24 protein-coding genes are annotated in these 19,073 nt (G+C 67.9%); 7 read left to right on the plus strand and 17 right to left on the minus strand.

All coding sequences use genetic code 11. The annotated features are described in order from the left end of the window. The first annotated feature begins 105 nt into the window (after window positions 1-105). The 4 genes from ABGB12_RS24310 to ABGB12_RS24325 all read left to right on the plus strand — a co-directional run bounded on the left by ABGB12_RS24310 (window position 106) and on the right by ABGB12_RS24325 (window position 2,433). Window positions 106-555 carry a hypothetical protein gene (locus ABGB12_RS24310; RefSeq protein WP_347681709.1) on the plus strand — a complete coding sequence of 150 codons (450 nt, stop codon included), beginning with the start codon at window positions 106-108 and terminating at the stop codon, window positions 553-555. A 213-nt stretch (window positions 556-768) separates the two neighbouring features. Further along, window positions 769-1,323, plus strand: coding sequence for a hypothetical protein (locus tag ABGB12_RS24315; RefSeq protein WP_347681711.1), 555 nt, complete (start codon window positions 769-771; stop codon window positions 1,321-1,323). Between the two features lie 232 nt (window positions 1,324-1,555). Next, on the plus strand, window positions 1,556-1,837 hold the full coding sequence (locus ABGB12_RS24320; protein WP_347681713.1) for a hypothetical protein: 282 nt from the start codon (window positions 1,556-1,558) through the stop codon (window positions 1,835-1,837). Between the two features lie 257 nt (window positions 1,838-2,094). Further along, on the plus strand, window positions 2,095-2,433 hold the full coding sequence (locus ABGB12_RS24325; protein WP_347681715.1) for a hypothetical protein: 339 nt from the start codon (window positions 2,095-2,097) through the stop codon (window positions 2,431-2,433). Between the two features lie 91 nt (window positions 2,434-2,524). Here the strand turns inward: ABGB12_RS24325 and nucS are convergent, their stop codons facing one another. Beyond that, entirely contained in the window at window positions 2,525-3,205 is a 681-nt protein-coding gene (gene nucS / locus ABGB12_RS24330) for an endonuclease NucS (RefSeq protein ID WP_347681717.1), read from the minus strand. 204 nt (window positions 3,206-3,409) lie between these two features. On the opposite strand from nucS, the gene ABGB12_RS24335 reads away from it, so the two are divergent. Both ABGB12_RS24335 and ABGB12_RS24340 read left to right on the plus strand, forming a co-directional pair. Beyond that, the gene (locus ABGB12_RS24335) at window positions 3,410-4,357 is read left to right on the plus strand and encodes a sulfotransferase (protein WP_347681719.1); all 948 of its coding nucleotides are present in this window, start codon (window positions 3,410-3,412) and stop codon (window positions 4,355-4,357) included. Then, entirely contained in the window at window positions 4,350-4,835 is a 486-nt protein-coding gene (locus ABGB12_RS24340) for a GNAT family N-acetyltransferase (protein ID WP_347681720.1), read from the plus strand. Before ABGB12_RS24335 ends, ABGB12_RS24340 begins: the two co-directional genes overlap by 8 nt. Before the next feature lie 27 nt (window positions 4,836-4,862). Here ABGB12_RS24340 and ABGB12_RS24345 read toward each other — a convergent pair whose 3' ends face one another. The 15 genes from ABGB12_RS24345 to ABGB12_RS24415 form a co-directional block, all read right to left on the minus strand. Continuing rightward, the gene (locus ABGB12_RS24345) at window positions 4,863-5,444 is read right to left on the minus strand and encodes a cob(I)yrinic acid a,c-diamide adenosyltransferase (RefSeq protein ID WP_347681722.1); all 582 of its coding nucleotides are present in this window, start codon (window positions 5,442-5,444) and stop codon (window positions 4,863-4,865) included. Window positions 5,445-5,461: 17 nt separating this feature from the next. Then, window positions 5,462-5,914: a DUF2550 domain-containing protein gene (locus ABGB12_RS24350; protein WP_347681724.1), complete on the minus strand. Its 453-nt coding sequence runs from the start codon at window positions 5,912-5,914 to the stop codon at window positions 5,462-5,464. Between the two features lie 17 nt (window positions 5,915-5,931). Then, on the minus strand, window positions 5,932-6,321 hold the full coding sequence (locus tag ABGB12_RS24355; protein WP_347681726.1) for a F0F1 ATP synthase subunit epsilon: 390 nt from the start codon (window positions 6,319-6,321) through the stop codon (window positions 5,932-5,934). Between the two features lie 60 nt (window positions 6,322-6,381). Beyond that, entirely contained in the window at window positions 6,382-7,803 is a 1,422-nt protein-coding gene (gene atpD / locus ABGB12_RS24360; RefSeq protein WP_347681728.1) for a F0F1 ATP synthase subunit beta, read from the minus strand. A gap of 4 nt (window positions 7,804-7,807) precedes the next feature. Next, window positions 7,808-8,713 carry a F0F1 ATP synthase subunit gamma gene (locus tag ABGB12_RS24365; RefSeq protein ID WP_347681730.1) on the minus strand — a complete coding sequence of 302 codons (906 nt, stop codon included), beginning with the start codon at window positions 8,711-8,713 and terminating at the stop codon, window positions 7,808-7,810. 3 nt (window positions 8,714-8,716) lie between these two features. Further along, on the minus strand, window positions 8,717-10,354 hold the full coding sequence (gene atpA, locus ABGB12_RS24370) for a F0F1 ATP synthase subunit alpha (protein ID WP_347681732.1): 1,638 nt from the start codon (window positions 10,352-10,354) through the stop codon (window positions 8,717-8,719). Window positions 10,355-10,370: 16 nt separating this feature from the next. After that, window positions 10,371-11,180: a F0F1 ATP synthase subunit delta gene (locus tag ABGB12_RS24375; RefSeq protein WP_347681734.1), complete on the minus strand. Its 810-nt coding sequence runs from the start codon at window positions 11,178-11,180 to the stop codon at window positions 10,371-10,373. Then, the gene (locus ABGB12_RS24380) at window positions 11,180-11,722 is read right to left on the minus strand and encodes a F0F1 ATP synthase subunit B (protein WP_347681736.1); all 543 of its coding nucleotides are present in this window, start codon (window positions 11,720-11,722) and stop codon (window positions 11,180-11,182) included. Before ABGB12_RS24380 ends, ABGB12_RS24375 begins: the two co-directional genes overlap by 1 nt. 33 nt (window positions 11,723-11,755) lie before the next feature. Beyond that, window positions 11,756-11,992: an ATP synthase F0 subunit C gene (atpE, locus tag ABGB12_RS24385; RefSeq protein WP_344449173.1), complete on the minus strand. Its 237-nt coding sequence runs from the start codon at window positions 11,990-11,992 to the stop codon at window positions 11,756-11,758. Between the two features lie 66 nt (window positions 11,993-12,058). Further along, window positions 12,059-12,874, minus strand: coding sequence for a F0F1 ATP synthase subunit A (gene atpB, locus ABGB12_RS24390; RefSeq protein ID WP_347681738.1), 816 nt, complete (start codon window positions 12,872-12,874; stop codon window positions 12,059-12,061). Between the two features lie 99 nt (window positions 12,875-12,973). After that, window positions 12,974-13,192 (minus strand): AtpZ/AtpI family protein, encoded by a 219-nt coding sequence (locus tag ABGB12_RS24395; RefSeq protein ID WP_347681740.1) that lies wholly within the window; start codon window positions 13,190-13,192, stop codon window positions 12,974-12,976. A 69-nt stretch (window positions 13,193-13,261) separates the two neighbouring features. After that, window positions 13,262-13,681 carry a hypothetical protein gene (locus ABGB12_RS24400; RefSeq protein WP_347681742.1) on the minus strand — a complete coding sequence of 140 codons (420 nt, stop codon included), beginning with the start codon at window positions 13,679-13,681 and terminating at the stop codon, window positions 13,262-13,264. Between the two features lie 110 nt (window positions 13,682-13,791). Then, window positions 13,792-14,970 carry an MraY family glycosyltransferase gene (locus ABGB12_RS24405; protein WP_347681744.1) on the minus strand — a complete coding sequence of 393 codons (1,179 nt, stop codon included), beginning with the start codon at window positions 14,968-14,970 and terminating at the stop codon, window positions 13,792-13,794. A 162-nt stretch (window positions 14,971-15,132) separates the two neighbouring features. Then, window positions 15,133-16,299 (minus strand): hypothetical protein, encoded by a 1,167-nt coding sequence (locus tag ABGB12_RS24410; RefSeq protein WP_347681746.1) that lies wholly within the window; start codon window positions 16,297-16,299, stop codon window positions 15,133-15,135. A gap of 204 nt (window positions 16,300-16,503) precedes the next feature. Beyond that, on the minus strand, window positions 16,504-16,965 hold the full coding sequence (locus ABGB12_RS24415; RefSeq protein WP_347681747.1) for a hypothetical protein: 462 nt from the start codon (window positions 16,963-16,965) through the stop codon (window positions 16,504-16,506). A 379-nt stretch (window positions 16,966-17,344) separates the two neighbouring features. On the opposite strand from ABGB12_RS24415, the gene ABGB12_RS24420 reads away from it, so the two are divergent. After that, window positions 17,345-18,259, plus strand: a complete 915-nt coding sequence (locus tag ABGB12_RS24420; protein WP_347681749.1) for a DUF2207 domain-containing protein — start codon at window positions 17,345-17,347, stop codon at window positions 18,257-18,259. On the opposite strand, the gene ABGB12_RS24425 is transcribed toward ABGB12_RS24420, so the two are convergent. Beyond that, window positions 18,256-19,071: an L-threonylcarbamoyladenylate synthase gene (locus ABGB12_RS24425; RefSeq protein ID WP_347681751.1), complete on the minus strand. Its 816-nt coding sequence runs from the start codon at window positions 19,069-19,071 to the stop codon at window positions 18,256-18,258. The two genes, ABGB12_RS24420 and ABGB12_RS24425, sit on opposite strands and share 4 nt — an antisense overlap. Between the last annotated feature and the right edge of the window lie 2 nt (window positions 19,072-19,073).

The following is a 19,073-nucleotide window of genomic DNA, read 5'->3' on the forward strand; positions in this document are numbered from 1 at the left end:
GTAATTCCATAACTAGTTGACCGATCCAACTACAAACAAGACATTTCTCAATACCGAACGCCGGAAAGGAATCGCATCAGTCACACTTCGCGACTGGAGGCAGAAATGTACAAGGAAACGCTGGGGATCCTCGGTGCCGCCGCTCTCGGTGCGGGCCTGCTCGGCGTCCCCGCCACCGCGGCGACGACGTCGACTCCGGGCGCCGCGGCCCAGGCCGCTCAGGTCGTCCAGACGGCCGCCGCGGTCAAGAAGGAGGACCTCTCCGTCCGGATCAGGGTCAGGGACAACGCGGTCGGGAACCTGAGCCGGATCCGGGTCACCGTCAAGGACGAGGACGACGATCCGGTGGAGGACCTCAGGGTCTGCCTGCTGGTGCGCAAGAAGAAGGGCTTCTCCGTCGTGGACTGCTCGGACACCAACAGCAAGGGCCGGGTCTACTGGCTGGCCAAGCCCGACAGGATCTACCGGATCTACATTCCGACCACCTCGGAGTACAAGAAGTACTACAGCAAGCCGTTCGACGCCGACGAGGACAGCGACATGCGGCGCCGGTGAACCCGGGGGCCGCGTGATCGGCCCCGCCCCGGAGACCGACCGGCCTCCGGGGACTTCTTTTCTCTCGACACGAGCAGTTCCGGCAGCGGAATTACGGATAAATCCGTTAATTACTTTTCGATCTTGACCAATTGGAGACGATCTCGAGAATTTCCCCATACCCGATGCTGGACAGATGCTGTACCGAGTCACACTTCATATCTGGAGGCTGACATGTTCAAAGAGACGCTCGGAGCCGCGGTGCTCGGAGTGACGCTGGCGAGTGTGCCGGGGGCCGCGACGGCCTCCGCCCAGGATCCCGGGGTCACGTCCACCGCCTCCTCCGCCACGGCCGCGACCGCGGCCACGGCCAGGCGGGAGGCGCTCACCGTCCGCATCGACACCGAGCGCCTGCGGCGCTGGCGGGGCCACATCGAGATCCAGGTCCGCGAGGCCGACAGCCGCGAGCGGGTGCGGGGGGTCCGCGCCTGCCTGCAGACGAGGCGCTGGGGCGGCCGCTGGCACCACCTCGGCTGCGAGTTCACCGACTGGCGGGGGGAGGCCGACTGGTACGTCCGCGCGGACCGGCACCGCTCCTACCGGATCCACATCAGGGGGACCTGGCGGTACTACCCCTACCGCAGCGACTGGTTCCACATCCGCGACCGGTGGCACCACGGCGGGGACTGGAACCGTGACAACGGACGCGACCACGACAACGGACGCGACCACGACAACGGACGCGACCACGACAACGGCAGAGACCTGACCGGCGACCGCCGCCGGTGAGGCCGACCGCGAGCGGCGTCCATCAGAAGAACTGATTGGCGAATCCCCCGGAAATCTTATGATTTCCGGGGGATTCGCTCTTTTCGCGTTATGCCCCATATGTCCGGTGATACCCCAGAAGACAGAGCGGTCAGGCATCATGTTTTGACCAACAGTAGAACAGCACGGACATTTCCCAATACCAAATGGCGGACAGATGCCGTTTAGTCACATCTTCACTCTGGAGGTAGACATGATCAAGGAAACCATCGGTACCGCCGTTCTCGGTGTCGCCCTCTTCGGGGCCCCCGCGGTGGCCACCGCGGCCGAGGCCGCGACCACCGGAACCACGGCCGCCGTGGCCTCCTCGTCCTGCTACGACTGGTGCGGCGATTACGGGTACGGGTACCGCCACCACCGGCACCACCACCACGGCTGGGGCCACCGCTGGGACTGGGGCAACGGCTGGGGCAGCAACTACTACAGCGGCAACTACAGCGGCAACCAGTACGGCGGCATCAACTTCCGTATCTGACGCTGAGAGCCGTCACTAAGGCCGAGACACCAACGGCCTGAAAGGGCCCCTCGGAAACCGAATGTTTCCGAGGGGCTTTTCGTTTTTCCGGATACCCCGAGCCCTCTTCCCCCGCGACCCCTATGACAAATAGTGCATTTCAGACGCCAGAACCGGCTCATTACCGGTTTTGACCGATCGAAGATCGAGTTGGACATTTCCCAATACTCGATGCTGGACAGATGCCGTTTAGTCGCACTTCATCACTGGAGGTAGACATGATCAAGGAAACCATCGGAGCCGTCGTCCTGGGCGCGGGACTGCTCGGCACGCCGGCCGTCGCGACCGCGGCGACCCCGGCGCAGACCACCACCGCCCCGTCCGCGAGATACGCGGACGACTACGGGGATTTCGACTGCTGGGAAGAGGAGTGGATCTTCAGCTGGGGTTGCGGCGAGGGCCGCCACCGCTGGCGCAACCGGCACCACCACAACAACAGGAACGACTGGTCGCTGCGGAACCGCCAGCAGAAGCTGCAGCAGCAGCAGCACCAGAACGTCTACATCTACAACTACAAGTCCAAGCGAGACCGGAACTACCGGAGCTACCGCCGCTGACGGCGGAGAATTCCTCGGATGAGAACGGCCTCAGCGGGCTTCCGCCCGCTGAGGCCGTTCCGTGTGACGAGGCAAGAAGCGCCCGGCCGGCTCAGAAGAGCATGCCCTCCCGCTCGATCCCCCGCAGGGCGTCGTAGTCCAGCGTGACGGTCTCGATCCCCCGGTCGTGGGCGAGGACCCGGGCCTGGGGTTTGATCTCCTGGGCCGCGAAGACCCCCTTGACCGGCGCCAGCAGCGGGTCCCGGTTGAGCAGCTCCAGGTAGCGGGTGAGCTGCTCCACCCCGTCGATCTCCCCCCGGCGCTTGATCTCCACCGCGACCGTCCCTCCGGAGGGGTCCTTGCACAGGATGTCCACCGGCCCGATCGCCGTCGGGTACTCCCGCCGGATCAGCCGGTAGCCCTCCCCCAGCGTGGTGATGTGCTCGGCGAGCAGCTCTTGGAGATGGGCCTCCACCCCGTCCTTCTGCAGGCCGGGGTCCACCCCCAGCTCGTGCCGGTGATCGTGCAGCACCTCGAAGACGGTGAGGATGAGCTGCTCCCCCGACTTGCCGTGCGTGACCGTCCACCGGGCGACGGCCCCGTGCTCGGTGTAGGCCTCCTCCCGCACGGTGCAGGGAGGGTTCATCCAGTTCAACGGCTTGAAGGCCCGGTCGTCGGCGTGAATGGACACGCTGCCGTCGGCCTTCATCAGGATGAGCCGGGTGGCCTGCGGAAGGTGGGCGGTGAGCCGTCCCACGTAGTCGACACTGCAACGGGCTATGACAAGACGCACCGGCCCAGTCTCCCACTCCCGGGCACCCGGCCGTCCCGGATTCGGCGCGGTCGGCTTGACACAACTCACGGAGTGTCAGATGTCCAACACCAGTCCTGCCAGGGATTTATCAGAAACATTCATAGTGAAACCGCATTTTTCCAGATTCCATGACAGCACCATCGGCCCACCCGTGTTCGTCTGTCGTCAGAGCGGAGGAGCAGCGTGATCCTCTTCGTCAGCGGTTTCAACCGGAGCGGAACCACCGTGTTGCTGGAGGCGGTGGCCGCGGCGACGGACGGGGAGCCGTTCACCGTCGGAGACCTGATCCGGTACGGCTCACCCGGGCTGGCGGCGAGACTGCGCGCGCTGATCGAGGCCGACGAGCCTGTGGACCGGGGAGTGGACGCCCGGAAGGTCACCTCCTCGACCCCCGAGGAGTACGGCTGGCTCCTGGTCGACCGGGGCAGCACCGCCCGCCTGTCGAGCCGCTTCCAGCCCGAGGCGACACCGCTGCTGCGGCGCGTGGCCGAAGACATCATCGCCCGGTCCGGGGTCGCGGTACTGAAGAACCCCTCCGACACCGGACGCGAGGACCTGCTCCTGCGCGCCTTCCCCGAGGCCCGGGTGATCGTCACCCGCAGGGCGCTGACGGGCATCTACGCCAGCACCGACCGGGCCCTGGCCCGCGGCGCCGAGAACACCGTGTACGGCATGGCCCTGACCGGCGACAGCCGGACCGTCCGGGCCGTCATCAGGATCCAGCGGACGAAGGCCGGAGCCGCGTTCCTGAGCGTGTTCGGCCGGTGGAACCTGCGCCTGCGGGTACTGGGGATGCTCCGCCGCACCGCGCGCCTGCCCGTCGAGCGGGTCGCCTTCCTCGACTACGACGAGCTGGTCCGCGACCCCCTGCGGGCCGCGGCCTGGGCCGGCCACCTGCTGGACGCCCGACGGCTGGCCGAGGAGTTCCGCGCCTCCCACTCCTTCCCGCCCCACCCCACTCCGCGGGCCTTCGCGCTGGACCGCTTCCTCGACCGGCGCTGGGGCCGGGTGTGGGAACGGGGCCGCCGCGAGCAGCTCGAGCGGGGAGTCCTCCCGACGGCGCCGGCCGAAGCCGTTCGGGGCTTTCCCGGTGCGGGAGGGAAACGGATGACAGACTGGGCCGATGGGTGAGGTGAGGATCCGCCGGGCGCTGCCCCGTGACGAGAGGGCTGTCTCTGAACTGGCCTGGCTGACCTGGGCCCCCGACAACTCCGTCATTCCCCGGCCTGCCCGCGGCGGCCCCTCCTACGACCGCTTCCACCTGCCCGAGCACTTCCTGCTCGCCGAACTCGACGACCGGGTGGTCGGCTACCTGCGGCTGGTGCAGCCCGTGCTGCAGCCCAGCGGCGCGCACGTCCGGCAGATCCAGGGGCTGGGCGTCGACCCCGGGGCGCGGGGCCTGGGCATCGGCCGGCTGCTGCTGGAGGCCGCCGTGGCCGAGGCCGGACGCCAGGGCGCGCGGAAGCTGACCCTGCGTGTCCTGGCCGGCAACACTCCCGCCCGGCGGCTCTACGAACAGCTGGGCTTCGCCGTCGAAGGGGTGCTGCGCGAGGAGTTCCTGATCGAGGGGCTCCCCGTCGACGACGTCCTCATGGCCAGGTTCCTGTGAGCCTTCTCCGCGACGCGGTCCGGCGGCTCAGCCGCCCGGCTTCCACAGGACGTCGTCGCCCGCCGCCACCACCCGGCAGAAGATGAACAGCAGGTCCGACAGCCGGTTCACGTAACGGGCGGTGAGCACGTTCACCGTCTCGCCGTGCGCCTCCAGCGCCGTCCAGATCGTCCGCTCCGCCCTGCGGGCGACGGTGCGCGCCACATGCAGGTAGGCGGTGCCCGGCGCCCCGCCCGGAAGGATGAAGCTGCGCAGCGGGGACAGCGGCTCGTTGAACCTGTCGCACCAGCCCTCCAGCCGCTCCACGTACTCGTCGGTGACGCGCAGGGGCTCGTAACCGAGGTCCGGGCCGACGGGGGTGCACAGGTCCGCTCCCACATCGAAGAGGTCGTTCTGGATCTGCCTCAGGACCGCGGCGACGGCCTCCGGCAGCGAGCCGACCGACAACGCCACGCCGATCGCGGCGTTGGCCTCCTCCACATCGGCGTAGGCGGCGATTCGGGGGTCGGTCTTGGCGGTCCGGCTGGCGTCTCCGAGCGCCGTCGTCCCGTCGTCACCGGTCCGGGTGTAGATCTTGGACAGCACGACCGGTTTGTCATTGCGACTCATGGCCCCCACCCTAACGGTCAGGGGCCGCCCGGCAGATCGATGGGCCAGCCCGGCGGCGAGGACTCCAGCCAGGCCAGGAAGCCGGTCAGCGCGGCCGGTGACATCGCCAGCTCGACGGACAGGTCCCCGTTCTTCACCTCGATGATGGAGGCGGCGGCGGTGAGGGCGGCGATCTCCTCGCCCTCGGGGTCCCGGCGGTTGACCACGACGAGACCCCGGCGGTGGATCACCTTCCGGGGTCTGCGTCTGAAGCCGAAGACACTGTGCCATTGCAGCTCGTCGCCCTGGTAGCGGCCGATGCCCAGCCGCCACACGCCGGCGTCCTGCAGATCGCGCAGGCTGCACTCGACGGTGCCGCCGCCCAGCTCCAGCAGCCAGCGGCGCAGCGACATCAGACCGAACAGCACGACGGCCAGCGCAACGACGGCGGCGAGCACCCAGCCGATGTCTCGTGCCAGGTGCTCGCCCACGTGGTACCGGTTCTCTCTTAGGACTCGGCCCCGGCCGCGCGCAGACGCGCACGGGCACGGCGCTCGGCGACCGCCTGCGGGTTGTCGCCGTCACCGCCGGACTGGGCCAGTTCCAGCGCCTCCCTGGCCTGGGCCAGGTCGATCTCGGTGCCCAGTTCGGCCTGCTCGGCCAGGACGGACACCTCGTTGTCGGCGACCGAGAAGAAGCCGCTGCCCACCGCTGCGACGATCACGTCGCCCGCGGCCGGGTGGATCCGCACCAGGCTGCCGTCGACGAGCACGCCCAGCACGGGGGCGTGACCGGTACGGATACCGATCTCGCCTTCGATGGTCTGCGCGACCACCATCTCGGCCTCGCCCGCCCACACTTCACGCTCGGGCGAGACAAGGGCGACTTTGAGCGCCATATCTAACTCCTCCTCAGAAGGGGCCCGGCGGCCGGAGACCGGCCGCCGGAGGAACACGCCTTACTTGGCGAGTTCCTTCGCCTTCTTCTCGACGTCGTCGACGCCACCGCACATGAAGAACGCCTGCTCGGGGATGTGGTCGTACTTGCCCTCGCACAGCGCCTTGAAGGAGGCGATGGTCTCGTCGAGCGGAACGGTGACACCGGGCTGGCCGGTGAACTGCTCGGCGACGTACATCGGGTGGGACAGGAACCGCTCGATGCGACGGGCGCGCTGAACGGTGACCTTGTCCTCCTCGGACAGCTCGTCGATACCGAGGATCGCGATGATGTCCTGGAGCTCCTTGTACTTCTGCAGGATACGGATGACTTCCTGCGCGACGTCGTAGTGCTCCTTGCCGATGATGGCAGGGTCCATGATCCGCGAGCTGGAGTCCAGCGGGTCCACCGCCGGGTAGATGCCCTTCTCGGTGATGGCCCGCGAGAGCACGGTCCTCGCGTCGAGGTGGGCGAAGGTGGTGTGCGGAGCCGGGTCGGTGATGTCGTCCGCGGGGACGTAGATCGCCTGCATCGAGGTGATCGAGTGACCGCGGGTCGAGGTGATCCGCTCCTGCAGCTGGCCCATCTCGTCGGCCAGGGTCGGCTGGTAGCCCACCGCGGACGGCATGCGGCCGAGCAGGGTGGAGACCTCCGAGCCGGCCTGGGTGAACCGGAAGATGTTGTCGATGAACAGCAGCACGTCCTGCTTCTGAACGTCGCGGAAGTACTCCGCCATCGTCAGGGCGGACAGGGCGACCCGCAGACGGGTGCCCGGCGGCTCGTCCATCTGGCCGAACACCAGGGCGGTGTCCTTGAGGACGTTGGCCTCTTCCATCTCCACCCAGAGGTCGTTGCCCTCACGGGTGCGCTCGCCGACGCCGGCGAACACCGAGGTGCCACCGAAGTTACGGGCGACACGGGTGATCATCTCCTGGATGAGCACCGTCTTGCCCACACCGGCACCGCCGAACAGACCGATCTTCCCACCCTTGACGTACGGGGTGAGGAGGTCGATGACCTTGATGCCGGTCTCCAGCATCTCGGTCTTGGACTCCAGCGTGTCGAAGGCCGGAGCGCTGCGGTGGATGCCCCAGCGCTCGTTGACCTCCAGGCCGGGGGCGTCCAGGCACTCGCCGAGGGCGTTCCACACGTGGCCCTTGGTGATGTCGCCGACCGGCACCGAGATGGCCGCGCCGGTGTCGGACACCGCCGCGCCGCGGACCAGGCCGTCGGTGGGCTGCATGGAGATGGCCCGGATCATGTTGTCGCCCAGGTGCTGGGCGACCTCGAGGGTCAGCGTCTTGACCTCGGTGCCGAGGGTGACCTCGACGTGGAGGGCGTTGTTGATCATCGGCATGGCGTCGGCGGGGAACTCCACGTCGACGACCGGGCCGATGACCCGGACGACGCGGCCGGTGCCGATCGCTACCGCAGTTGCAGACATGTTCCTATTCACTCCCCGCGCTGGCGTCGGCCAACGCGTTCGCGCCACCGACGATCTCGCTGATTTCCTGGGTGATCTCGGCCTGCCGCGCCTGGTTGGCCTGGCGCGAGTAGATGCCGATCAAATCGTTGGCGTTGTCCGTGGCGGACTTCATCGCCCGGCGCCGGGCCGCGTGCTCGGAGGCCGCACCCTGGAGCAGCATGTGGAAGATGCGGCTCTCGATGTAGTTCGGCAGCAGCAGGTCCAGCGTGTCGGCCGCGGTCGGCTCGAAGTCGTAGGACGGCAGCGGCCCGTCGGGCTTCTCCACGTCCTCGATCTGCAGCGGAAGCAGCCGCTTGACCTGGACCTCCTGCGTCAGCATCGAGACGAACTCGGTGTAGACGACGTGGATCTCGCCCACGCCGCCCTCCGCGTCGGTCTTGAGGAAGTCCTCGACCAGCTTGCGGCCGATGCGCTCGGCGTTGGGGAAGTCCGGGCGGTCACTGAAGCCCGTCCACTCCCCGGCGATCTCCCGGTCCCGGAACTTGTACCAGGTGACGCCCTTGGTGCCGACCACGTACGGAACGGGCTCGCGGCCCTGCTCGCGCAGCAGCGCCATCAGGGACTCGGCCTCGCGGATCACGTTGGCGTTGTAACCGCCGCAGAAGCCGCGGTCCGACGTGATGATCAGCACCGCGGAACGCTTGTCCTCCGGCTGCTCGCGCAGCAGCGGGTGGTCGACGCCCGGCCGGTGGCTGATCAGCGACGACAGGGCCGCCGTGATCTTCTCCGCGTACGGCTTGGAGGCCGCGACGCGTTCCTGGGCCTTGGAGATCCGCGAGGTGGCGATCAGCTCCTGCGCGCGCGTGATCTTGGCGGTCGACTGGGCCGACTTGATCTTGCGCCGCAGGAGACGAAGCTGAGCTCCCATGGATCAGGCCTTCTTGACGCGCTTGATGGTCTCCTGCTCGACCTCTTCGGAAGCCAGCGGCTCGACCGGCTCCTCGGCGCCCAGCAGAACACCCGCGCTGGTGGTGAAGCCCTTCTTGAACTCCGTGATGGAGTCCTTCAGGGTGGTCAGCGCGTCGTCGGACAGCTTGCCGGTCTCCCGGATGCCGCTCAGCAGACCCTTGTTGTTGCTCTCGACGTGCTCGAGGAAGCCGGCCTCGAAGCGGCGGATGTCCTCCACCGGCACGTCGTCCAGCTCGCCGGAGGTACCCGACCACACCGAGACGACCTGCTTCTCGACCGGGAACGGGTTGTACTGCGGCTGCTTGAGCAGCTCGACCAGGCGGGCGCCGCGCTCCAGCTGGGCCTTGGACGCCGCGTCCAGGTCGGACGCGAAGGCGGCGAACGCCTCCAGGTCGCGGTACTGGGACAGGGACAGGCGCAGGGTGCCGGCGACGCTGCGCATCGCCTTGATCTGCGCGGAGCCGCCGACCCGGGAGACCGAGACACCGACGTTGATCGCCGGGCGGACACCCTGGTTGAACAGGTCGGTCTCCAGGAAGCACTGCCCGTCGGTGATGGAGATGACGTTGGTCGGGATGAACGCCGACACGTCGTTGCCCTTGGTCTCGATGATCGGCAGACCGGTCATCGAGCCGGCGCCCATGTCGTCCGAGAGCTTGGCGCAGCGCTCGAGCAGACGCGAGTGCAGGTAGAAGACGTCACCCGGGTAGGCCTCACGGCCCGGCGGGCGGCGCAGCAGCAGGGACACCGCGCGGTAGGCCTCGGCCTGCTTGGACAGGTCGTCGAAGACGATCAGGACGTGCTTGCCCTGGTACATCCAGTGCTGGCCGATCGCGGACCCGGTGTAGGGGGCGATGTACTTGTAGCCGGCCGGGTCGGACGCCGGGGCGGCCACGATGGTGGTGTACTCCATCGCGCCGGCCTCCTCCAGCGTGCCGCGCACGGAGGCGATGGTGGAGCCCTTCTGGCCGATGGCGACGTAGATGCAGCGGACCTGCTTGTCCGGGTCGCCGGAGAGCCAGTTCTCCTTCTGGTTGATGATCGTGTCGACCGCGACCGTGGTCTTGCCGGTCTGACGGTCACCGATGATCAGCTGGCGCTGGCCGCGGCCGATCGGGGTCATCGCGTCGATGGCCTTGATGCCGGTCTGCAGCGGCTCGCTGACCGACTGGCGCTGCACGACGGTCGGAGCCTGCAGCTCCAGCGCGCGGCGCTCGGTCGAGGCGATCGGGCCCTTGCCGTCGATCGGGTTGCCCAGGGCGTCAACGACGCGGCCCAGGAAGTCGTCGCCGACCGGGGTCGAGAGGACCTCACCGGTGCGGCGCACCGGCTGGCCTTCCTCGATCTTGCTGAAGTCACCCAGCACGACCGCGCCGATCTCACGGACGTCGAGGTTCAGCGCCAGACCACGGGTGCCGTCCTCGAACTCCAGGATCTCGTTGGCCATCGCCGAGGGGAGGCCCGAGACGCGAGCGATACCGTCGCCGGACTCGGTGACAGTGCCGACCTCCTCGCGCGCGGCCGCGTCGGGCTCGTACGACTGGACGAAACGCTCCAGCGCGTTCCGGATCTCATCCGGACGGATCGTCAGCTCCGCCATGATTCCTTCCTTGCCTTCAGGCGATCCGCCGGCGTACGCCGTCAAGGCGTCCGGCGATCGTGCCGTCGATTGCCTCGTCCCCGATCTGCACGGCGATGCCGCCGAGCACTGTCGGGTCGAGTTCGATGTTCAGGTGTACGTCACGGCCGTAGGAGGCGCCGAGCGCCGCCGCGAGCCGGGTCTGCTGCTCCCCGGTGAGGGGAACCGCGGTGCGGACGAGCGCGATCAGCCGGTTGCGCCGCTCGGCGACGACCTTGCCGTATCCGTCGAGCTCGCCTTCCAGGCTACGTCCCCGCGGGTGCGTGACGGCCTCGGTGATGAGGGACACGGAGGCCGAGGCCGCCTTGCCCTCCAGCAGAGCCTTGACCAGCTCCGCCTTCCGCTCCGCCGGGACCCGCGTGCCCGAGAGGGCGGCGCGCAGTTCCGGCTCGCCCGAGACCACCCGGGTGAAGCGGAACAGGTCGTCCTCGAGCTGGTCGAGCTGACCGGTCCGCTCGGCGGCGACCGCCTGGGCGCCCACCGCGAGCCGCTCGATGGCGTCGGTCATCTCCACCGACAGGCTCCACCTGCGGCTCACGACCTCGGCCGTGAGCTCGACCGCGGCTTCGCCGATCTTGCCTTCGAGCAGCGAGCGCACGAGCTGCGCCTTGGCCTGACCGAAGGTCGAGGGGTCGGCCAGCGTGCGGCGCAGCCCGTGCTCGCGGTCCAGCAGGTGCAGGACCGTGAACAGCTCGGCGGCGAGCACCGACGCGTCGGTGGTGGCGACGAGCTCGTCGAACTTCTCGTTGACCTCGGCCAGCGAGGCCCTGCTGACGGCTCCCGCCATCACAGGGCCTTGCTCGCGTTGGCGGACTCGAGCTCCTCGAGGAAGCGGTCGACGATACGGCGCTGGCGCGCCTCGTCCTCGAGGGATTCGCCGACCACACGGCCGGCCAGCTCGACGGACAGGGCGCCGACCTCGGCCCGCAGCGCGGCGAGGGCCTGGGTGCGCTCCTGCTCGATCTGAGCCTGTGCGTTCTCCACGATCCGGCGGGCCTCGACCTGGGCCTGCTCCTTCATCTCGGCGATGATCTGAGCGCCCTGCTCGCGGGCCTCCTCCCTCAGACGGGCCGCCTCTTGGCGGGCGTCCGAGAGCTGGGCCTTGTAAGCGTCGAGGGTCTGCTTGGCCTCGGCCTGAGCGTCCTCAGCGCGCTTCAGCCCGCCCTCGATCAGGTCGGCACGCTCGTCGAGCATGGCCTTGATCTTGGGCAGGAGCTTCCACGCGAAGATGCCGAAGATGATCGCGAAGGCGATGGGGCCGACGACCAGCTCGGCACCATGCGGCAGAAAGATGTTCGGCTCGTGCTCGGCCGTTTCTGCCAGGAACATATGAGTGCCCCCCTCCGGGATTGTCGTGGCGGCTTACGGGAAGACGAACGGCACGACGAAACCGAGCAGCGCGAGCGCCTCGGTCAGGGCGAAGCCGATGAACATGTTGGTCCGGATGACGTTGGTCATCTCGGGCTGGCGGGCCATGGCCTGCACGCCGTTACCGAAGATCAGGCCCACGCCGATGCCGGGGCCGATCGCGGCGAGGCCGTAACCGACGGCACCCAGGGAGCCGGACACGGAGTCGGTCGCAGCGAGAATGGCGCTCATGTGTGTTTCTTCTCCTTGACTCGGCCGGTGAGCTGTTCACACCGGTCGGGAACTTTCGGGTGTCGGCTAGTGCGCTTCTTCGAGAGCCTGGCCGATGTAGCTGGCGACGAGCATCGTGAAGATGTACGCCTGCAGGAACTGGATGATGAGTTCGAAGGCCGACATCACGATGGCCATCGTGAACGAGGCGGTGGCCGAGGCCATGCCGATGATCGACGGGCTGACCAGGTACCAGGCGCCGATGGAGAACACCGCGATCAGCATGTGACCGGCGAACATGTTCGCGAAGAGTCGGATGGTCAGCGTGAAGGGCCTGATGATGACGTTCGAGAGAAGCTCGATCGGCGTCAGCAGAATGTAGACCCAGCCCGGCAGCCCCGAGGGCACGGCCAGGTTGCGGAAGCCTCCGACGAGCCCGTTCCGCTTGAAGGTCAGGGTCATGTAGATGGCCCAGGAAACGATGGCGAACAGCGCCGGGAAAGCGACACGCGACGTCACCGGGAGCTGAATCAGCGGTATGAACGCCATGAAGTTCAGCATCCAGATGAAGAAGAACAGCGTCATGAAGTAGGGGACGAACCTGTCCCCTTCCTTACCGATCATCGGCCGCGCGATCTGGTCGCGGACGAAGAGGTATCCCATTTCGCCGAGGCCCTGGATCCGGCTGGGGACCAGCTTGGCGTTGCTGAACGCCGCCCAGAAGAAGGCGATGACGATGGCCGCGGTGGCGGCCGCGACCAGTGCGGGCTTGGTCACTTCGAACGGACCGATGTGGAACATCGGGTCGAAGATGAAGATTTCGGCTCCGGGGGCGGGGAAACCACAGCCGCTAAACAGGTGGCATCCGCCGCCCTCGCTGGCGAGAACCACGTCAGCGCTCACAGCGGGCTCCTTCGGCGTGCAGCATGTTGTCAACACCCTCGACGTTTCGGCGCGGGGCTACCCGCGAATCACGAGAAAAACCTTGCTCGGCGGAATCTGCTACTGATCCCGGCCGAAACGGACATAGACCAGATACAGGGCCGCTACCAGACCCAGGACTATCCCTATGGGCAGGAAGACCCGCTCGGTTCCCACCCAGCGATCGACCAGCCAGCCCAATCCCCCGTAGAAGAGCATTCCCGACAGGAGAAGGCTGGTAATGGTCACGCCCGGGTTGGAACCCCCTGAGCCGGCTTCCGGCCGAGTGTCCTTGTCCATGGCGACTCGGACGATAGCAGGCCATCGGAGCTATGGTCACATTGGCATAGTCCTTTGAAGAGAACCGGGTCATCGCGAGCCCTTGTCCGCACCGGAGACCGGTTCGACATAGAGCATCTTGGTCTTGACGAAGACCCGGATCTCGAAGGCGAGCCAGACGGCCGTGCAGCCCAGGACGGTGAACCCGAAGGTCCTGCCGTGCATCCAGGAGGCGTCGCGCAGCAGCGCGATCAGGCCGAGCATGGCGAAGACCTTCACCAGGTAGGTGAACATCGCCACGGGCATCAGCAGCTGGGGACTCACCCGCGCGGAGTAGGAGACCGCCAGGATGCTGATCCCGAAGAAGAGGAGGACGACCACCGTGCCCAGAGCCGCCCCGACGGCGCCTTGGGCGCCGGCCAGGAGCCCGCCGGCGGCGAGCGCGACGGCCCCCGCCAGCAGGGTGGGGATGGCCGCGCCGCGGAGGATCCGGGCGTCGGTTGTCTCCATGAAGGCTCCGGTTGGTCACGTAACGTGTTCGTCTCTACTTAGTGAAAGCTATCACAAGCTCCCGGAAGCCCAGCAATTACCCCCTGGGTAACGGTAGGGCGAACACCTGCTTAAACCGGCTGTCTGGTGAAGGAGTCGGTGTCGTCCGAGAGGGCCTCGGCCGCCGACGCGGCGGCCTTTCTGGCCATGATCCGCGGCACGCCGACCATGAGGGCCGCGCCCAGCGCGGCGACGAGGAAAGTGATTCCCACCACGGGGGCCAGCAGGTCCGAGCGGTCCGGCGGGACGAACGAGATGGCGACCATGCAGGAGCCCACCAGGCTGACCCAGCCGTACATGATCAGCACGGACCGGCGGTGGGAGTGGCCCAGGCGCAGCAGCCGGTGGTGCAGGTGGTGCTTGTCCGGGGCGAAGGGCGACAGCCCCTGGTTGGTGCGGCGCCAGACCGCCAGCAGCATGTCCGCGTAGGGCACCACGACGACCATCGGGACCAGCAGCAGCGGCAGCCACAGCGGGAAGATCGAGTACTCCTCGGCCAGCGCGGTGTCGAACAGTTCGATCAGCTGGATCGTGGCCGCCGACAGCAGCAGCCCGATGAGCATCGATCCGGTGTCGCCCATGAAGATCCGGGCCGGGTGGAAGTTGTGCGCGAGGAAGCCGACGCAGATGCCGACCAGCACGCCCGCGACCATCGTGGGGCCGATGAGCAACGGGATGTCGATCACATCGGCGAGCCGGTAGGACAGCAGGAACAGGGCGAACGCGGCTATTCCCACGACGCCGGCGGCGAGGCCGTCCAGGCCGTCGATGAAGTTCACCGCGTTGATCGTCGCGACCACCACGAAGACGGTCAGCGGCACCCCGTACTGGGGGGGCAGGGCCAGCGAAGCGCCGTCGGGCATGGGGATGGTGGTGAGCCTGACCCCGTTCATGATCAGGATGCCGGACGCGGCCACCTGCCCCGAGAGCTTGGTGAGGGCGTCGATGTCCCACAGGTCGTCGGCGATGCCCAGCAGCACGATCAGCGCGCCGGACAGGATCACCGCCTCGGCGGTCTTGGTCTCCTCGAAGACCTTCTGCATGTGCGGCAGGCCCTTGGCCATCACCAGCGCGCCCAGCAGCCCGCCGAACATGGCCAGGCCGCCCACCCGGGGCGTGGGGACGGAGTGCACGTCCCGGTCCCGGACCGGGGACTGCGCCCCGATGAGGAGCGCGAGGCTCTTGACCGGGGTGACCAGCAGGTAGGTGACGGTGATCCCGGTGAGGATGACGAGCAGGTATTCCCGCATGTCCCGCACCCCCGTCTCCGGACCGCCATCACCGTCTGAACTGTAAGACGGCCGCCGACCCCCGAAGGTTGCCGGCGACCGTCTCAACGATCAGCACACCTTACGCCCCTCAGGGGGCCGGGTGTTCCCTACGCAGCGGAAAACATCGGAATCGTCCCGAGATCAGTAAAGAATCTGGGCTTCACCGCAGGTGGTGGGCACGAAGACCACCTTGCCGTCGACCTCGTCGTAGACGCCCACGCAGGACCGGTAGAGCAGGTGGTCGCTGTACCGCGAGTGCACCACCCTGCTGGTCCAGCGGCCCTTGAGGTCCTGGAGGTTGGACAGCGCCCACTCCTCCGCGACGGAGGCGTCCGCGTTGGTGAAGGCGACGATCGTGCCGGCGTACCGCCCGTCCTTCTTGTTGTCGCGGATCCGGAGGGTCAGCCGGGCGTTGGCCTCCCCGGCGTCGTCCTTGTAGCCGGTGAAGTAGCCCCAGGTCTCGGTGCTGGCGTCGAGCTGGCCCGGCAGCTTCTTGTTGGTGAAGTGCGTCCAGCCCTTGGGGACGGCCCGCCGTGCGCTCGTCAGGCCCTTGCGCAGCGCCTCCCGGTAGCGGCCGTCCCTGATGACGCTCCGCTGGACGGAGACGCCGTCCGGCCGGGCGGCCCGGGCGTCGGGCGAGGGGGTGAGCGCGTACTGCGGCCCCTCGGAGGCCGCGTAGATGATCGTCGTCGGGCCGACCTTGTACTGGTATTTCTTGCCCTTCTTGCGAAGGAGCACTTCACGCACCGCGAGATATTCGGTGTACTTCGAGGTGAAGGACTTCTTGAACTTGAAGGTGTACTTTCCGTCGGCGGGCCCGGTCTTCGGCTTGGGCTTCGGCTTGGGTTTGACGCTGCTGCAGGTCCGGCACTCGGGCCGGCCCGACCCCTTGGGCTCGACGGTGTTGTTGATCGGCGGGCCGTCGATGCTGCCGCTCTGGTTGGGGTCGGGGGCGCCTCGCCCGTTTCGCAGGTTCTTGGCGAGCGGGAAGTACAGGCCCGTGCCCTCGCCGTCCCAGGCCTCCAGCGCGGCGAACTGGACGGCGGGCGTCCAGCCGTCCCGCTTCTTGTCGCGCACCTTGAACCTGACGGTGATCTTGTCCTGGGTCACCTCGTAGGTCCCGGTGGACTCGATGTTCCCGAAGGCCTTGGCCCTGCCGTTCTTCGTCTTGAACTTCCCCTTCGCCAGGGGCTTCGCCCGGGAGGACGACGCGTTCTCCGCCTCGTCCGCCTGGGCGGGGACGGCATGGACTCCCATGCCCAGGAGCAGCGAGCCCGCGGCGAGACCCACCGTGGCGATACGTTTCATGCGGTCACTCCCCGTGCCTTTTCCGTCGCTAACCGGATTTTAGTGTTTTGGCCATGGATAACCTAGAACAATGGCGCGGAATGCATCCGAATAGCGATGAATCGCGCTACCGAAACCCCACTCCGAGAGCACGGAGAGGCCCGGACGGATGACCGTCCGGGCCTTCACGCACGCGGCCCGTCCGCCGACGAGCCCCGCAAACCGTTAGAAGAGCTTCTTCCAGGGGCCGACCCTGACGACCTTCGAAGAGGTCGACTTACTGGCTCCCTCGCGCACCTGCAGGTGGGTTCCCGTCGTGGACCAGAACCGGTTGACCTTGTAGTTGAACTTCTGGTCGGCGGGAAGTTTCGTGCTCACGTACTCGACGCCCCTGTGGACCGAGTGGTGCCACTTGCCGCCCCGCCAGACGCGGAACTGGATGGTCGGCGACCACCCGTTCTTCTTGGTGTCGCGGATCCAGCCGCTGATGGTGATCTTGTCACCGTTGCGGGTGTAGGTTCCGTCGCCCTTGATCGTCCGCCAAATGGACCCCTTCTTGCCGTCGAAGGTGGACCACTTCTTGGTCACCCTCTTCTGCGTCGGGGCGGCGTTGGCGGGGACCGCGGTCAGACCCACGCCGGCGCCGAGAACGACGGCGGTCATGGTGACCACAGCAGTACGCCGCATATTGATCACTCCCTGAGAGTTCGTGCTACCGGTCAGGGACTGTATCGGTTAGACGAAGATCATCTTTATTGCCCACATACGGGGGGATTCGTCGGGGTAGAAATTCGGCCCGCACGAGAACCAAACAACGATCCGCACCGTCCAACAGGGGATGCACGGCCGCCGGAGCGCGAGAACCGCGCCCCCTCGTACCCGGGCCCACCTGTGGCGATACGGAGAGGCATCACCTCGACACACCGGCACCCGAGGTTGCATGTGCCCTTCATCACTTTTCCGTGGAGAACCCGGAGCATGCCGAAAGGAAGGCTGGGCATACCGCTGAGTTCAGGAGAGACTGCACTCAGTGATGAGAAACCGGCGCCCCGCTCCCCTCAGCGGCATGACCCTCTGCGCGCTGCTCCTGCTCGCGCTCCTGCCGTTCCTTCTGGGCGGCCGGAACACCCCCGAAGGCTCCGTCCCCGCCTACGACGTGGTGCTGACCGTGCGGCCCGACGGCACCGTGCACGTCCGCGAGGCCTTCACCTTCGACTACGCCCGGCCCCAGACCCACGGCCTGGTCCGCGGCGTCCGGGAGCGCGACGGCGACCGCGTCTACCGCATGCGCGGCCTCACCGTCACGAGCACCACGAACGCCCCCGTCGACGTGCAGGTGGAGGAGTTCCTGCACGACCTCCACATCGTCATCGGCGAGGGCAGGACCGCCTCCGGCCGTCACACCTACGTCCTCGACTACGACCTGCTGGACGTCTTCACCCCGGTCCCCGGACGCGACGAGTTCGTGTGGGAGCTGCTGGACCCCGGCTGGCCCGTGCCGGTGGTGGAGGCCGCCGTGCGGATCGAGGGACCAGCCGCGTTCGCCGCGGGCTGCCTGGCCGGGGCCTCCGACCAGGTCACCCCCTGCGCCCGGAGACAGGCGGGCCCCGCCGCCGTGGAATTCCACCAGAGCGATCTACGGCCCCACGAGGGCGTGAAGATCCGCGCCGCGTTCCCCGAAGGCGTCCTCGACCCCGCGGAGCCCCGCTACGCGCCTCCGCACACGGCCTTCACGCCCTGGGGCTGGACGGCGCTGCTGCTGGCCCTCCCGGTGGCCCTGGTGGCCCGCTACCGCACCCCCGTGTGGCTACGCCGAACCCTGCTCGGGCTCGGGACCTGCACGGTGCTGTGGGACCTGCTGGTCGAGACGGTGCCCGGCGGGCTCGGCCGGATCGCGGTGGGCGACCCGTTGCTGGGCGGGCTCGGCCTGCTGCTCCTGGGCGCCCTGGCCGCCCGCCCGCCCACACTGCGCCGGGGTTAGTCCCGGTCTTCCTTCTCCCACCACGGCTCGGCCGGGATCTCGGCGGACCCCTCCTTCGCGCCGGACCCCGCGGACTTCTCCAAGCCGACGGCCTCGGCGGCCCCGTACCCGTCGTCCTTGTAGGCCTCCGCCCACTGGGCGTCCTCGTCCTCGTCGTCGCCGAGCTCCTCGTCGCGCAGCAGCACCCCGCAGACCGCGCGGATCTTGTCCTCGCGGATCGCGCCCCGCCGCATCAGCTTGGGCAGCGAACCGGTGAGGTCCACGATCGAGGAGGCCCTGCCGTCTCCGGCGGGCCCCCCGTCGAGGTAGACCGAGACTCCCTCGCCCAGCATCGTCTCGGCCTCGGCCGCGGTGCGGGCCGCCGGGGCGCCGCTCAGGTTGGCGCTGGAGACCGCCAGCGGACCGGTCTCCTTGAGCAGTTCCAAAGCCAGGTCGTGCAGCGGCATCCGCACCGCCACCGTGCCCTTGGTCTCCCCCAGGTTCCACGACAGGCTCGGGTTGGCCCGGCAGATGATGGTCAGCGCGCCCGGCCAGAACTCGTCGATCAGATCCTGCCCGTAGGGGCCGAGATCCTCGATGAGCGCGGTCGCCGCGCGCACCGAGCCGACCAGCACCGGCGGCGGCATCTCCCTGCCGCGCCGCTTGGTGTCCAGCAGCTTCTGCACCGCCGAGGGGGTGAACGCGTCGGCGGCTATGCCGTAGACGGTGTCGGTGGGAAGGACGACGACCTCTCCCCTGCGCAGGCAGGAGGCCGCGTCCGCGATCCCCCGGGTGCGCTCGAGGGGGTCCGAACAGTCGTAGTGCCGGCTCATGC

Origin of the sequence: Actinocorallia sp. B10E7 (assembly GCF_039871655.1) — a bacterium.
Classification (GTDB): Bacteria; Actinomycetota; Actinomycetes; order Streptosporangiales; family Streptosporangiaceae; genus Actinocorallia.

Coding starts and splice junctions, on each gene's coding strand:
- ABGB12_RS24355 (WP_347681726.1), bottom strand. CDS start 6,321: ATGGCGCTCAAAGTCGCCCTTGTCTCGCCCGAGCGTGAAGTGTGGGCG.
- ABGB12_RS24375 (WP_347681734.1), bottom strand. CDS start 11,180: ATGGCGGGAGCCGTCAGCAGGGCCTCGCTGGCCGAGGTCAACGAGAAG.
- ABGB12_RS24405 (WP_347681744.1), bottom strand. CDS start 14,970: ATGCGGGAATACCTGCTCGTCATCCTCACCGGGATCACCGTCACCTAC.
- ABGB12_RS24400 (WP_347681742.1), bottom strand. CDS start 13,681: ATGGAGACAACCGACGCCCGGATCCTCCGCGGCGCGGCCATCCCCACC.
- atpE (WP_344449173.1), bottom strand. CDS start 11,992: ATGAGCGCCATTCTCGCTGCGACCGACTCCGTGTCCGGCTCCCTGGGT.
- ABGB12_RS24410 (WP_347681746.1), bottom strand. CDS start 16,299: ATGAAACGTATCGCCACGGTGGGTCTCGCCGCGGGCTCGCTGCTCCTG.
- ABGB12_RS24315 (WP_347681711.1), top strand. CDS start 769: ATGTTCAAAGAGACGCTCGGAGCCGCGGTGCTCGGAGTGACGCTGGCG.
- ABGB12_RS24425 (WP_347681751.1), bottom strand. CDS start 19,071: ATGAGCCGGCACTACGACTGTTCGGACCCCCTCGAGCGCACCCGGGGG.
- ABGB12_RS24325 (WP_347681715.1), top strand. CDS start 2,095: ATGATCAAGGAAACCATCGGAGCCGTCGTCCTGGGCGCGGGACTGCTC.
- ABGB12_RS24420 (WP_347681749.1), top strand. CDS start 17,345: ATGACCCTCTGCGCGCTGCTCCTGCTCGCGCTCCTGCCGTTCCTTCTG.
- ABGB12_RS24320 (WP_347681713.1), top strand. CDS start 1,556: ATGATCAAGGAAACCATCGGTACCGCCGTTCTCGGTGTCGCCCTCTTC.
- ABGB12_RS24365 (WP_347681730.1), bottom strand. CDS start 8,713: ATGGGAGCTCAGCTTCGTCTCCTGCGGCGCAAGATCAAGTCGGCCCAG.
- ABGB12_RS24340 (WP_347681720.1), top strand. CDS start 4,350: ATGGGTGAGGTGAGGATCCGCCGGGCGCTGCCCCGTGACGAGAGGGCT.
- ABGB12_RS24380 (WP_347681736.1), bottom strand. CDS start 11,722: ATGTTCCTGGCAGAAACGGCCGAGCACGAGCCGAACATCTTTCTGCCG.
- atpA (WP_347681732.1), bottom strand. CDS start 10,354: ATGGCGGAGCTGACGATCCGTCCGGATGAGATCCGGAACGCGCTGGAG.
- ABGB12_RS24310 (WP_347681709.1), top strand. CDS start 106: ATGTACAAGGAAACGCTGGGGATCCTCGGTGCCGCCGCTCTCGGTGCG.
- ABGB12_RS24415 (WP_347681747.1), bottom strand. CDS start 16,965: ATGCGGCGTACTGCTGTGGTCACCATGACCGCCGTCGTTCTCGGCGCC.
- ABGB12_RS24345 (WP_347681722.1), bottom strand. CDS start 5,444: ATGAGTCGCAATGACAAACCGGTCGTGCTGTCCAAGATCTACACCCGG.
- atpD (WP_347681728.1), bottom strand. CDS start 7,803: ATGTCTGCAACTGCGGTAGCGATCGGCACCGGCCGCGTCGTCCGGGTC.
- ABGB12_RS24395 (WP_347681740.1), bottom strand. CDS start 13,192: ATGGACAAGGACACTCGGCCGGAAGCCGGCTCAGGGGGTTCCAACCCG.